Source organism: Peribacillus cavernae, assembly GCF_003989135.1.
Taxonomy (GTDB): domain Bacteria; phylum Bacillota; class Bacilli; order Bacillales; family DSM-1321; genus Peribacillus; species Peribacillus cavernae.
This window is the reverse complement of record NZ_RYZZ01000020.1, coordinates 1-13,452: the sequence shown is the minus strand read 5'-3', so window position 1 is coordinate 13,452 and position 13,452 is coordinate 1. Positions and strand designations below refer to the sequence as shown.

General features: G+C 43.3%; 9 protein-coding genes, 1 tRNA gene and 1 other annotated feature. All 10 genes read right to left on the bottom strand.

Annotation, left to right across the window (positions count from 1 at the left end; all coding sequences use genetic code 11):
* Positions 1-12: 12 nt before the first annotated feature.
* Positions 13-1,437 carry a 3-isopropylmalate dehydratase large subunit gene (leuC, locus tag ELQ35_RS14375; protein WP_126865676.1) on the bottom strand — a complete coding sequence of 475 codons (1,425 nt, stop codon included), beginning with the start codon at positions 1,435-1,437 and terminating at the stop codon, positions 13-15.
* 78 nt (positions 1,438-1,515) lie between these two features.
* Positions 1,516-2,628, bottom strand: coding sequence for a 3-isopropylmalate dehydrogenase (gene leuB / locus ELQ35_RS14370; RefSeq protein WP_126865515.1), 1,113 nt, complete (start codon positions 2,626-2,628; stop codon positions 1,516-1,518).
* Positions 2,629-2,653: 25 nt separating this feature from the next.
* A complete protein-coding gene (locus ELQ35_RS14365) occupies positions 2,654-4,186 on the bottom strand; it encodes a 2-isopropylmalate synthase (protein WP_126865514.1) in 1,533 nt (510 codons plus the stop codon).
* Positions 4,173-5,198, bottom strand: coding sequence for a ketol-acid reductoisomerase (gene ilvC, locus ELQ35_RS14360; protein WP_126865513.1), 1,026 nt, complete (start codon positions 5,196-5,198; stop codon positions 4,173-4,175). The genes ELQ35_RS14365 and ilvC overlap by 14 nt, the downstream gene beginning before the upstream one ends.
* 36 nt (positions 5,199-5,234) lie before the next feature.
* Complete coding sequence (gene ilvN / locus ELQ35_RS14355; protein ID WP_126865512.1) at positions 5,235-5,750, bottom strand: acetolactate synthase small subunit; 516 nt, start codon at positions 5,748-5,750, stop codon at positions 5,235-5,237.
* Positions 5,747-7,465 carry an acetolactate synthase large subunit gene (ilvB, locus tag ELQ35_RS14350; RefSeq protein ID WP_126865511.1) on the bottom strand — a complete coding sequence of 573 codons (1,719 nt, stop codon included), beginning with the start codon at positions 7,463-7,465 and terminating at the stop codon, positions 5,747-5,749. The genes ilvN and ilvB overlap by 4 nt, the downstream gene beginning before the upstream one ends.
* Before the next feature lie 94 nt (positions 7,466-7,559).
* Positions 7,560-7,820, bottom strand: a binding site (T-box leader).
* Positions 7,821-8,345: 525 nt separating this feature from the next.
* Positions 8,346-9,443: an acetyl-CoA C-acyltransferase gene (locus ELQ35_RS14345; protein WP_185861785.1), complete on the bottom strand. Its 1,098-nt coding sequence runs from the start codon at positions 9,441-9,443 to the stop codon at positions 8,346-8,348.
* Positions 9,439-10,905, bottom strand: coding sequence for an AMP-binding protein (locus ELQ35_RS14340; protein WP_126865510.1), 1,467 nt, complete (start codon positions 10,903-10,905; stop codon positions 9,439-9,441). Before ELQ35_RS14340 ends, ELQ35_RS14345 begins: the two co-directional genes overlap by 5 nt.
* 36 nt (positions 10,906-10,941) lie before the next feature.
* Positions 10,942-11,505 carry a biotin transporter BioY gene (locus tag ELQ35_RS14335; RefSeq protein WP_126865509.1) on the bottom strand — a complete coding sequence of 188 codons (564 nt, stop codon included), beginning with the start codon at positions 11,503-11,505 and terminating at the stop codon, positions 10,942-10,944.
* A gap of 1,237 nt (positions 11,506-12,742) precedes the next feature.
* A tRNA-Arg gene (locus ELQ35_RS14330) sits at positions 12,743-12,816 on the bottom strand.
* Positions 12,817-13,452 lie beyond the last annotated feature (636 nt).

The window sequence follows — 13,452 nt, the reverse complement described above, 5'->3', positions numbered from 1 at the left end:
AAATTGACTTTTTCAAAAGGCTAGTTCGGCTGTTTCCGTGCTTCCGCCAGCTTTGCGGATATCAACAAATCGGCCGTGTATGGCAGCAGCTGCTGCCATTGCCGGACTTACAAGGTGTGTGCGTGCACCTGTGCCCTGCCTTCCTTCGAAGTTCCGGTTTGAGGTGGAAGCGCAATGTTCACCTGCCGGCACTACATCGGGATTCATGCCAAGACACATACTGCAGCCTGATTCTCTCCATTCGAACCCCGCTTCTGTAAAAATCTTATCCAGCCCCTCTTCCTCCGCTTGCTTCTTAACACTTTGCGAGCCGGGAACGACCAGGGCCCTTACTCCATCTATTACCCTGTTTCCTTTTACGAACTCAGCAGCCTGCCTGAGATCTTCGATGCGTGAATTGGTACAGGAACCAATGAATACATGCTGGACCGGGATATCCGAAATGGACATCCCTGCTGTCAAGCCCATGTAATCAAGGGCCCGCTGCAATGACTTTTCACCGGCTTCGTCGTTGCCAGCTTTCGGGACATTTCCATCAATAGGACTGGCCATTCCCGGATTGGTGCCCCAGCTTACCATTGGGGAAATCTCACTGCCGTCGATGACAATCTCAGTATCATACACCGCACCTTCATCACTCGCCAGCGCGCTCCATTCTTTCGTATCCTTTTCAAAATCAACTCCGGTTGACACATGCTTCCTTCCTTTTAAATAGGAAAAAGTTGTTTCATCCGGACTGACAAGCCCTGCTCTTGCTCCGCCTTCGATCGACATATTGCAGACTGTCATTCTTTCTTCCATTGACATATTCCGAATCACATTACCGCAATATTCGATAATATGGCCAGTACCAAAATTGATGCCATATTTCGAAATCACATATAGGATAACGTCTTTAGCGGTCACGCCGCTGCCAAGCTCTCCATTTATCTCCAGCTTAAGTGTTTTTGGTTTTGTTTGCCACAGCGTCTGTGTAGCGAAAACGTGTTCGACTTCACTTGTTCCAATCCCAAAGGCGATGGTACCAAAGGCACCATGGGTGGATGTATGGCTGTCACCGCAGACTATGGTCATTCCCGGCTTTGTCAGGCCGAGTTCAGGACCAATGACATGGACAATCCCTTGTTCTGGGCTATCGAGGTCAGCAAGCGGAATCGAAAACTCTGTGCAGTTTTTTTCAAGTGCAGTTAATTGCTTTCTGGCAATTTCGTCTGTAATCTGATATCGGTTAACCGTCGGTACATTGTGATCCATGGTGGCAAAGGTTTTTTCCGGCCTTCTCACTTTGCGGCCTTTTTCCCGCAATCCCTCGAAAGCCTGTGGTGACGTTACTTCATGGATATAATGTAAATCAATATACAATAGGTCCGGTTTATTTTCTTCCTGGTACACCACATGGCGGTCCCATACTTTTTCAATGATTGACTTCTTCATGATCCTCCCACCCCTCACTTTTTTTAAAAAAAGGGTGACTCAGATTGCTTGCTGAGTCAGCCCCTGACTGTAGATCGACCTTCAAGTATATGCTCCCATAATATGGGTGATTGCCTCCTGATCAAGAATTGCCCCTTTTATCTCAGCAACCATTTCTGTTGTCGTTAAGGTACGCACCTGTCCTTCGGCAATATCACCTGTTCTTGAGCCGGAGTCCAGTGTTTCTCCCACAGCCTTTTCAATCGCTTCCGCTTCCACTTCCATGCCAAAGGATAGACGAAGCATGGAAGCTGCTGATAGAATCGCGGCAATTGGGTTGGCAATGTTTTTTCCGGCAATATCCGGTGCCGACCCATGGATCGGTTCATATAGGTTCGGGCCTTGCGTTGAAATGGAGGCTGATGGCAGCATTCCAAGCGATCCCGTTAACACGGATGCTTCATCGCTTAAAATATCGCCGAACATATTTTCCGTGACCACTACGTCGAACTGCCTTGGATTGCGGATCAACTGCATCGCTGCATTATCTACAAGCATGTGCTCAAGTTCAACTTCAGGATAGCGTTCCGCTATTTCTTCCGCTGTTTCACGCCATAACCTGCTTGATTCTAAAACATTCGCCTTATCAACGGAAGTGACTTTTTTTCGTCGTTTACTGGCTAATTCAAAGGCCAGCTCAATAATTCTTTGCATTTCATCTTTTTGGTAAAACAATGTATCTACTACTGCTTCTTTTCCATCGTGAGTCGTCCTTTCACTTGGCTTGCCAAAATACAGCCCGCCAGTCAATTCTCTCACAATAACAAAATCAACTTCTTCAATGATTTCCTTTCGTAATGGAGAAGATTCTGAAAGGCTGGAGTAATAGCTGATCGGCCGCAGATTGGCATAGAGATTCAATTCTTTACGAATCTTCAGCAACCCCCGTTCCGGCCTTAAATGAGAAGGCTGGTTATCCCATTTTGGACCCCCCACTGCACCGAGCAGGACCGCATCGCTGTTTTTACAGGTTTCGATTGTTTGTTCAGGGAGAGGCGAGCCTGTATTGTCGATGGCCTGGCCGCCGATTTCTCCATATTGAAATTCGAATTCATGTCCGTATCTTTCTGCAACGGTTTCGAGAATCTCAACAGCACCCCTTGTAACTTCTTTTCCGATGCCATCTCCGGGCAGTACAGTAATTTTCCTTCTCATTTGAATGTTCTCCTTTCATGTATAGTTATTGTAAAATGGGAGATTTAGCACTTAGATAGACTACTCGGTTTATCGCATTTAGATATGCTTTCGCTGAAGCTTCAAGTACATCCTGTGCAAGGCCGCGTCCGCTTGTTTCCGTATCGCGGTACCTCATTTTCACGTAAACCTGGGCCAATGCGTCTCTACCGGCACCGACAGATTGAATCCGGTAATCCAATAGATTCACCTTATCACCGACACATCTTTCAAGCGTGTTATAAAGAGCTTCGATACTGCCAGCACCAGTTGACGCTTCCTGAATCGTCTCGTTATCGGGGTCCCTTAAAGTAACGGTTGCCGTCGGAACCTGATTCGTTCCATAGGAAATCTGTAAGGATACCAATTCGAAAAAGCGGTTATCCTTGGAAAGCTTTTCTTCAAGGACAAGTGCAGCCAAATCTTCATCCGTCATTTCTTTTTTCTTATCTGCCAATTCTTTGAATTGTACGAACAACCGGTTCATTTCTTCATCGGTTACGTCCAGATGTAACTGTTCAAGCCTGCTCTTAAAAGCATGCCGGCCGGAATGTTTACCAAGTACCATTGCGTTGGAAGATAGGCCGACTAAATCAGGGGAAATGATTTCATAAGTCGTCTTTTCCTTCAATACCCCATCCTGATGAATCCCAGATTCATGGGCAAAAGCATTTTGGCCGACGACCGCTTTATTTGGCGGGATAGAAACTCCTGTCAATTTACTGATCAAGTCACTAGTTCTCTTAATCTCATGTAATTGCATGTTGGTTTGAGCATTGTAATAATCCTTCCGGATATGAAGGGCAACGGCAACTTCCTCAAGACCGACATTTCCTGCCCTCTCGCCAATTCCATTAATGGTCCCTTCGACTTGTGTTGCCCCAGCTTCCACCGCCGCCAGGGAATTTGCTGTTGCCATTCCGAGGTCATCGTGGCAATGCGCAGATAGGCTGACTTTATCAATAGAAGGAACATGTTCTCTCAAATATTTAAAAATATTGCCGTATTCAACCGGCGCGGCGTAACCTACCGTGTCCGGAATATTGATCACTTTAGCTCCTGCTTGGATCACTGCTTCTACAATTTCTGCGAGATAGTCAAGTTCAGTCCGGCTGGCATCTTCTGCTGACCATTGTACAATCGGGAAGCGCGCTGCTGCATACTTCACGGACTCGACTGCTTGCCTGAGCACCTCTTCCTTTGAAAGCTTAAGCTTATATTCCCGGTGGATAGGAGATGTCGCCAGGAATATATGAATCCTTGGCTCTGCACCTACCTTCAACGCTTCCCAGGCAGCATCCATGTCTTTTTGGATGCATCGGGCCAGGCCTGTAACCGAACTATCCTTAATCTTGGAGGCTATTTCCTGTACGGAATTAAAATCTCCTTTTGATGCTGCAGGGAAACCAGCTTCGATAATATCGACGCCCAGCCTTTCCAATTGATAAGCGATTTCTAGCTTTTCAGAAAAATTGAGATTGATTCCGGCCGATTGCTCACCATCTCTCAACGTCGTATCGAAAATATTAATCTTTCGCAACGGAAACCACTTCTTTCTTCTTTTGTTGTTGGACGAAAGGCATCATTTTTCGTAACTCACGGCCCACCTTCTCGATTGGATGTTCTTTTTCTCTTTCGTTAATCGCATTGAATACGGGACGATTTGCCTGGTTTTCAAGGATCCATCCTTTAGCAAATTCGCCATCCTGGATATCTTTAAGCACTTTTTGCATTTCAGCCTTTACATTTTCATTTACAATGCGCGGTCCAGATACGAAATCTCCCCACTGAGCCGTATCAGAAATGGAGTATCGCATACCTTCCAGCCCGCCTTCATACATAAGGTCAACGATTAATTTCAATTCATGCAAACATTCAAAGTAAGCGACTTCCGGTTTATATCCTGCTTCTGTCAGTGTTTCAAAACCTGCTTTCACAAGAGAAGTTACTCCACCGCACAGAACCGCCTGTTCTCCGAATAAGTCAGTTTCTGTTTCTTCTTTAAATGAAGTCTCCAACGCACCTGCTCGCAAAGCGCCAATTCCTTTCGCATAAGCAAGGGCCAATTCTTTTGTCTCACCCGATACATCCTGGTGGATAGCAAACAATGCTGGTACGCCTGCTCCCTGCTCATAAGTTCTCCGCACAAGATGGCCGGGACCCTTTGGCGCAACAAGCAGAACATCTACGTCTGCGGGAGCAACGATCTGATGGAAATGGACATTGAAACCATGGGCAAACATCAATGAATGGCCTGATCTTAAAACAGGTGCAATTTCATCCTTATATACTTTAGGCTGCTGCTCATCCGGAAGTAAAATCATGATCACATCCGCAAGGTCAGCGGCATCGCCGACCGGATATACTTTGAAGCCATCCTCTTCAGCTTTATCCCATGATTTCCCTTGTCTTAAACCGATAATAACTTCTACACCGCTGTCACGCAGGTTTTGCGCATGAGCGTGGCCCTGTGAACCATAACCGATTACCGCAACCCTCTTGTTTTCAAAATAAGCTTCATTTCCCTCTGCATTGTAATAAACCTTTGTCATAATAAACCTCTCCTTATTTACATAAATTTGAATTTCTTAAACAATTGAAAGACTTTTATTGCTATTGGTGCGCTGGGTGCCGCGCGGGAACGCAGTGGTACCGGTCCTCGCCAGTTCCTTGATACCATATGGTTTTAACAATTCGATAAAGGCTTCGATTTTGCCTGATTCTCCAGTAATCTGAACGGTTAGACTATCCTTGCTGACATCAATCGCCGAGGCCCGAAAAGGTTCGATTAAAGCGTAGATTTCAGATCGGTTCTGTGATGTAGCAAGCACCTTAATAAGTGCAAGCTCACGGGAGACAATCGATTGATTGCTGATATCCATGACCTTTAATACATCAATTTGCTTGTTTAACTGCTTTGTCATTTGTTCGATCACTTTTTCATCATCCACCTGTACGACGACAGTGATCCTCGAAATCCCTTCTTGTTCGGAATGCCCGACTGTAATGCTTTCGATATTATAATTTCTTTTCGAAAACAGGTTGGTAATCCTGTTAAGAACACCAGGCCTGTTGTTTACCATCAGTGTTAGGATTCCTTTCATTTTTTTACCCCTTCCATTTCGTGATGCCCTTTACCTGGTGCGATCATCGGATAAACATTTTCCCCAGGCGCTACATGGATATCGAGCAAAATCGGTCCATCTGTCGTTAAAGCCTCACTCATTCGTTCTTCTGCTTCCTCGATTGTTGTGACTTTGTATGCTTTGATTCCATAAGCATCGGCTAATTTTACAAAGGACGGCTGATTCTGAAGCAGGCTGTGTGAATACCGTTCTTGATAAAAAAGTTCCTGCCATTGCCTAACCATTCCAAGCGAGTGGTTATTAACAATGATAATTTTAATAGGTAGATTTAATTCTGCAATGACAGCCAACTCCTGGTTGGTCATTTGAAATCCGGCATCCCCGACTACGGCTGCAACTGTCGCATCAGGTTCGGCAAGCTGGGCACCGATTGCCGCCGGTACGCAGAAGCCCATCGTCCCAAGCCCGCCCGATGTTACCCAGGCATGTGGTTTGTTAAATGTGTAATATTGGGCTGCCCACATTTGATGCTGGCCGACATCCGTTACGACGATCGCATCGCCATTTGTTTTTTTATGGAGCAGTTCAATAACTTTCTGCGGTTTCAGCTCACTGCTGTCACCTTCATAGAATAATGGAAATTTCTCTTTCCACTCGGTAATCTTCTGCACCCATTCGGAGGCTTCCGGCAGTTTGCCATTTTGGGCAATCAATTGAGCGAGCGCTTCTTTCGCATCGCCGACTACAGGAATCTTTGTCGGCACATTTTTTCCTATTTCAGCAGGGTCAATATCGATATGGGCAACAGTCGCCTGCGGGGCAAATGCAGCAAGATTGCCAGTAAGCCGATCGTCAAATCTCGCACCGACATTTATCAGTAAATCACATTCATATAGCGCCATATTTGCTGCATAAACCCCATGCATGCCTCCCATCCCGACAAATAATGAATGGTCTGCCGGAAAACCGCCAATCCCAAGGAGGGTGTGCACAACCGGAATTCCCTGCTGTTCAGCATATTTCTTTAATTCCTCTGAGGCTCTGGCATGAAGGACACCGGCTCCTGCCAGAATCACCGGCTTTTTGGCCCCGCTCACCGCTTCAATCAGCTTTCTGATCTGGAGGTAATTTGGCTGCAATGTCGGCTGGTAGCCCGGTAAATCCATTTCCGGATCTTCCTCCGCTTCCGCTTGCAGAATGGCCACGTCCTTTGGAATATCAATCAAAACCGGTCCTGGACGGCCGCTTGATGCAATATAGAATGCTTCCTTCACAATCCTTGGGAGGTCTCCAGGCTTTCTCACCTGATAATTATGCTTTGTAATCGGTGTCGTGATACCAAGCACATCAGCTTCCTGAAAAGCATCCGAACCAATAACACTTGTGGCAACCTGGCCGGTAAAAACGACGAGCGGTATTGAATCTATCATTGCATCCGCCAATCCGGTTACGATGTTGGTTGCTCCCGGTCCAGAGGTGGCAATTACAACTCCGGGCTTACCAGTTATCCTCGCATACCCTTCGGCTGCGTGGATAGAGCCCTGCTCATGCCTTGTCAATACATGAAAGACACCAGAATCATACAATGCGTCATAAATAGGCAGTACAGCACCTCCCGGATAACCAAAAACGACTTCGACGTTTTGCTTTTTTAGGGCATCAATTAAAAAATTAGCACCGCTTTTCGTGGTCTTTTCACCTTTTTTTTCAGCTATTACTGCCTTTTGCGTCATAATGTTAATCTCCTCCTCTCATATCCCGAGCTCATGGTTTTAAAACAAAACAACAAAAAACCTCTCCACCCAAATAAGCCCGCTCTCAGCAAGCTAAAGGGGTGAAGAGGTTTTATCAGCCTATCCACGGTACCACCCTTTTTCGTACAAACCTTCTGTACGCACTTTGAATGACTGTCGCCATTCTGTGTTTGATAACGGGTACTGGTAGGCACCCGTTCAGCTTTACTGGTTACACGTTCAAGCTGAAGCTCAGAGGGGAGTTCATCTTTTGGGGCACTTGCCGGCTCTCAGCAACCCGGCTCTCTGTAAATGCCTTGACAAAAAAACTACTTATCCTCATCAATGCTTTTGTATATTAACTTACGTTCGGTGCAGCTTTTGGATAGTCACAAATTCACCGTTTAGGAAAATCCATTGCTCCGACAAGAGGACACTCCTTTTTAATGGTAAAAAGCTTTAAAAGACTAAAGTCATAATCGACGTCACTACCGCACATCGTAGTATAAATCCAGGATTCTTACCCCCTGACTGGGAGGCCTCCTAAAACTTTGTTGTCCTGTTATTTGTGGATTATATTACGCTCATTTTATAAGCACGTCAATAGCCTTTTTCGAATTATTCGACTATTCAAATTAGTCATTAACATTGTATCCGCTTACAACGGCATGGTTATAAGGTTTACAAATGGTGAAGTTTTTATAACTTTTTTGAAAAGAAAAATGGACGCCATAAGTTTTGGCCTCCATGTTAAGAAAAGCGATCGTATTTCAGATATAGGAATATCAATATCCTTTCAAATTTTACTTTTTCATTAACCCGTGTTTCTTTAAGGTTTCTTTTTGTTTCCGGGCCTTCTTGGTTATGACATACGTATTTTTTAGACCAGTACCTCAAATAAAACAGCTGCTCCGATCCCTCCACCACTGCCTATTGCAGCAAGAACATATTTCACCTGATTTCTTCGTTGCACTTCATAGAACAATCTTGTGACCAGAATTGCACCAGATGCACCATAAGGATGTCCGATGGTTAAGGCCCCGCCGCTTACATTCAATTTTTTATACGGAATCGATAATTCCCCGGCGCATGCCACGACCTTGGAAGCAAATGCTTCATTTACTTCGATGAGATCAATATCTTCTATGGTCAACTTGTTTCTTTTTAATAAGTCCTGAATCGCCGGTACAGGTGCAATTCCGGGAAAAAAGGGGTGCACACCGGACACAAGGCTATCGACAAAACGTAATACAGGTTGAAAACTGAGTTGCTTAGCTATTGTTTCTTCCATCACCAATGCTGCACAGGCACCATCATTGATGCCACAACTGTTTGCAGCGGTGACTGTTCCATTTTCATTCATAAAAATCGGCTTGGCTCGTTTCAAAAGCTTTTTCATGTTTCGTTCCCTGAGGAATTCTTCATCTCTATCAAATGTTTGGAACGGAAGAATTTCCTGCTCATATGACCCATCATTATAAGCAGCCCAACTACGTTCAAAGCTTAACAGCGCATATTGATCCTGCATATCTTTTGTGATTCCGTATTTTTGGGCTACGTACTCAGCTGCGACTCCCATATCGGGGTCTCCTATCTTTTCTGGAGAGAAGCGGGCTCTGGTTTCCTGAGGCGAGGTGCTCGTACTTTCCACACCGCCTGCTATGTAGCATTGGCCAGCTCCACCTTGAATAAGGTAGCAAGCCATCCGGATAGCTTCAAGTCCGGCACTGCATTGGCGATCGAGAGTTAATCCAGGTACAGTAAGAGGAAGACCAGCTTCTAAGACAGATAACCGGGCAACGTTACCTCCAGGACCTACTATATTTCCCAGTATCACGTCGTCAATCTTATAATCGAGGCCGCCAGCCAGATGCCCGAGGAGTGGTGCAGCCAGTTCATGAGGCTGAAAGGCATGAAGCATCCCCTTTTGCTTTCCAATCGGGGTTCGTTTAGCTTGTACGATCACCGCTCTGTTAATGGACATTCACCTTACTTTCTACGAATTCCTTAATTTGCGCACGGGCGATCTTACCGCCTGTTGTAAGCGGCAGCTCATCTACGAAATACCATTTGCGAGGCACTTTGTATGATGCAAGTTTCATCTTGCAGAACCTTCTTAGCTCCCCTTTAGAAGCCTTTCCTTTCACAACTGCTGCTGCAATTTGCCCCCAATAGGGATCAGGCACGCCTACAATAGATACTGCCTCCACATCAGGATGTAAGGATAAGACTGTCTCAATCTCTTCCGGAAAAATATTGATTCCTCCATATAAGATCATATTCTTTTCACGTCCTGCGATATACAAAAAGCCATCTTCATCCATGTAGCCGATATCGTCGACCGTACTCCAGCCGTTTTTGTCCTCGAGAGAGTGGATAGTAAGATCATTAGCATGGAGATACCCGATAAATACCATCCTGCTTCTTACATAAATTTTACCAACTTCATTAGTTTTTGCTATATCACCGTTAGATAGACGAATTTGAATTTCTACGTTGTGGCATGGCCTGCCGACAGACCCGGGCTTCCGTTTGTTTTCCTGATCTGATAATGCTGTTACAAAGCTTAATTCGCTTGCACCATAGAATTCATACATGGATAAGTTAAGGAACATCTCTCGTATCCTTAGCTTCGAATTCTCCTCCCACTTGGCACCGGAAGAGATCATTTTTACAGACTTTTCAACTGTAGATTTCTCCTTTAGCAAGGCTTCTACCATAGTTGGAACCACATATACAACTGAAATAGGCTGTGAGAGCAGCCAGGACAGGGTCTGATTTGGAGAGAACTTTTCCAGCAGATATACCGTTCCTCCCAAATAGAAAGTGCTGATTGCTCCATATAAAAAGTGGGAATGGATGAGCGCACCTGGAATGAGTACATGCTCTGCTTCATCAATGTGGAAATCAAAACGAGTGCAATTGAAGCTTTCAACCCATGATTCTTGGGAGCGGATAAACGCTTTTGGTTCTCCTGTTGAGCCCGAGGTGAAACCCATATAAAATGGACGATCTCCTTCTGGATCTTTTATTTGTGTAAATAAAGTCTGATTAATTTCCTCCAAGCATTCCTCAAATATCATCACATTTGAGTATATTGGTTTTAGCTTGTCATATAAATCTCTCGTCGTGATCACAATAGATGGGCTGCAAAGGGCCAGCCGCTTTTTCAGTTCGGTTTCCTTCCACTTTAAATCCAAGGGAACTGCAACCCAGCCAGCCGCCGATGCAGCTGCAAAGAACTGCAGAAAAGGGATGCCATTCGGCAATAACATTCCTACGGTTTTATTTGTGCTGCCAAGAGAATCGATCCAGTTTGCCGTTTTGCTAATCAGTTCATGCCATTCCCGATAATTAAGTTCCTGGTCGCGCGTTTTAATGGCCAATTTTTCAGGGTATTGCTCGGCGTTATTCCGGTACGCAGAAATGATCGCAGTCATATGTATTCTCCTTTCTATTAAAAAGAGACACATCCATTAATGTGTCTTAGAAGTCTTCGATATTTGCAGGTGAAACACCGGTGATTTTAGCAGCCTGAAAACTAAAAACGAGGCTAGCGTTGCCTTCAGAACGTCTCCAGGAATATAGACGAGACTTAATTTTACAGCTTGCAAAAGAGATATATCCATCATAAAAGCTTGAACAGGTATACCAAATAAGTATATTAAGAAAATCCCGATTGTTAGATTTATAAGCAAGATATTCCCCAATGAGAGAGTACGAATTCGGGATAGAATATATCCGATACAATAGGCAGTGATAGGATAAGCGAACAAGTAACCCGCACTTGGTCCTACGAATACACTCAATCCGCCACGGCCGCCAGATAATAACGGCATCCCAGCAGCGACAATCAACAAGAAAACGATTTGGCTTAATCCCCCGAGCCTAGCACCCAATAAACCGCCTGCAAGCAGGACTCCCAATGTCTGAAGCGTAATAGGGACAGGTGTAAACGACAACATAATCGGCGGAACCAATCCCAGCGCACCCATGATAGCCGCAAATAAAGCTATATAAGTCATTTCTTTAACTTTCATCATATTCCTCCAAAAAGTACGGATGCTTTTTATAAAAGTTTAAATTATTTTATAATTTTAAAATGTATCAAAATATATGTCAACTATAAATAAAATCCAGTTTACGCTTTTCGCTGCAGTTGCGTATCAAAATCAAAACAGCCAATATAGGCAGGAGATGTTTATTTGCTCAAAATGACAAAAAAATTGGACAAGCTAGCTAAAAAAGCAACAGCGAAAAGGCCGATATTCACAGGACACTTCTTGATTATCTCTAATCTTGAGGCATGATATATCAGCTTTTTTAGTTAGTGTCTCAGGAGAAATTCAAACTCTGAACAACAGCTTAGGCATCTGTTATTCTATCATTGGGGATAAGGAGTGGATGCTTGACTTTATTGAAAATGACATTAGCGGCTCATTTTGTCACAGGTATGTTATTGATTAACAAAATATATGAGCGATTATTGAAATTTATGAGCCATTAGACAATTTTATGAGCGATGGGGAGTTTTTCTCTAAATACATGACATATTTCAGGAAAATTCGTGTGGAGTTCTGGAAGTTGTTTCAGAGATTGCCCGCATCTTTGCTGATATGAGCGATTCTCAAAATATATGAGCGATTATTCAGATTTATGAGCGATTTTTTGAATATATGAGCGATATTCAGGATTTATGAGCCATTAGACAATTTTATGAGCGATGGGGAGTTTTTCTCTGAATACATGACATATTTCAGGAAAATTCGTGTGGAGTTCTGGAAATTGTTTCAAAAGATTGCCCGCATCTTTGCTGATATGAGCGGTTTTCAGAATATATGAGCGATTATCAGGATTTATGAGCGGTTTTTTGAATATATGAGCGATATTCAGGATTTATGAGCCATTAGACAATTTTATGAGCGATGGGGAGTTTTTCTCTGAATACATGACATATTTCAGGAAAATTCGTGTGGAGTTCTGGAAATTGTTTCAAAAGATTGCCCGCATCTTTGCTGATATGAGCGATTTTCAAAATATATGAGCGGTTTTCAGAATATATGAGCGATGGTCTGGTTTCCGCTATGTACATGACAGATTAATTTAAATTTCAACCCAGACCGACTTTTTCGATATTAAGATAACATAAACAACATAACTTTTTCATCAGCCAATAAAGTGAATGAAAAAACAATATAAAAAGACTGATATACCTCGGATCCTCCAGATTATTTCTAATCTTGATAACCTTGATATATCAGTCTTTTCTTTTTCTGACGTCCCAGGAGAGATTCGAACTCCCGACCGACGCCTTAGAAGGGCGTTGCTCTATCCAGCTGAGCTACTGGGACATATCGCTGTTTTTCTTCAGTTCAGTATAACGGTCACTTTTCGAACAGACCGTAATCGTGATTTTCATTATAACTTAGTATAAATACTCATTGCAATACTAGTAATATTAAATTTTGAAGATTTTAGAACACCCCTACCATTAATTCAAATTTATCATGGCATTTGAATGAAGCTTGCAATAAAAAAATGCAGAATACACTCTGTCGAACAATTCGAAGTTATCATAACAATCAACAAAAGGAGGACACTTTGTTATAAGCGTTCTCTTCTTTTATCATATAAAACTCATTAATTCATGATGACCTACCCATGTTATATAAAAGGCAGCTAGAGAAAGCAATATCATACTGTTTATTTTAATGCTTTCACTATCATAAACTACCACCTCAAATCTATTTGAATTTTTATTTTTTCATATTTCACCTAGCGCTGAGAACTGCACATTATCATACTCATTCAAATAATTTTGAATATGATAAAAATAACCTAAATCATTTTGCTTCCTCGCTAAATAGTATTTGTTTAAAGATTCATAGGGCTGTCCATACTGGATAATAACTTTAAAAATATTATCCGAGGTGGCTTATAGATGAGAGACTTCAACGAGGATTATACTGTGTTTCAAAAAGCATTAA

Excerpts from the sequence above, each read along its gene's own strand:
- leuB (WP_126865515.1), bottom strand. The coding sequence starts at position 2,628 with ATGAGAAGGAAAATTACTGTACTGCCCGGAGATGGCATCGGAAAAGAA.
- ilvC (WP_126865513.1), bottom strand. The coding sequence starts at position 5,198 with ATGACAAAGGTTTATTACAATGCAGAGGGAAATGAAGCTTATTTTGAA.
- ilvN (WP_126865512.1), bottom strand. The coding sequence starts at position 5,750 with ATGAAAGGAATCCTAACACTGATGGTAAACAACAGGCCTGGTGTTCTT.
- ilvB (WP_126865511.1), bottom strand. The coding sequence starts at position 7,465 with ATGACGCAAAAGGCAGTAATAGCTGAAAAAAAAGGTGAAAAGACCACG.
- ELQ35_RS14340 (WP_126865510.1), bottom strand. The coding sequence starts at position 10,905 with ATGACTGCGATCATTTCTGCGTACCGGAATAACGCCGAGCAATACCCT.
- ELQ35_RS14335 (WP_126865509.1), bottom strand. The coding sequence starts at position 11,505 with ATGAAAGTTAAAGAAATGACTTATATAGCTTTATTTGCGGCTATCATG.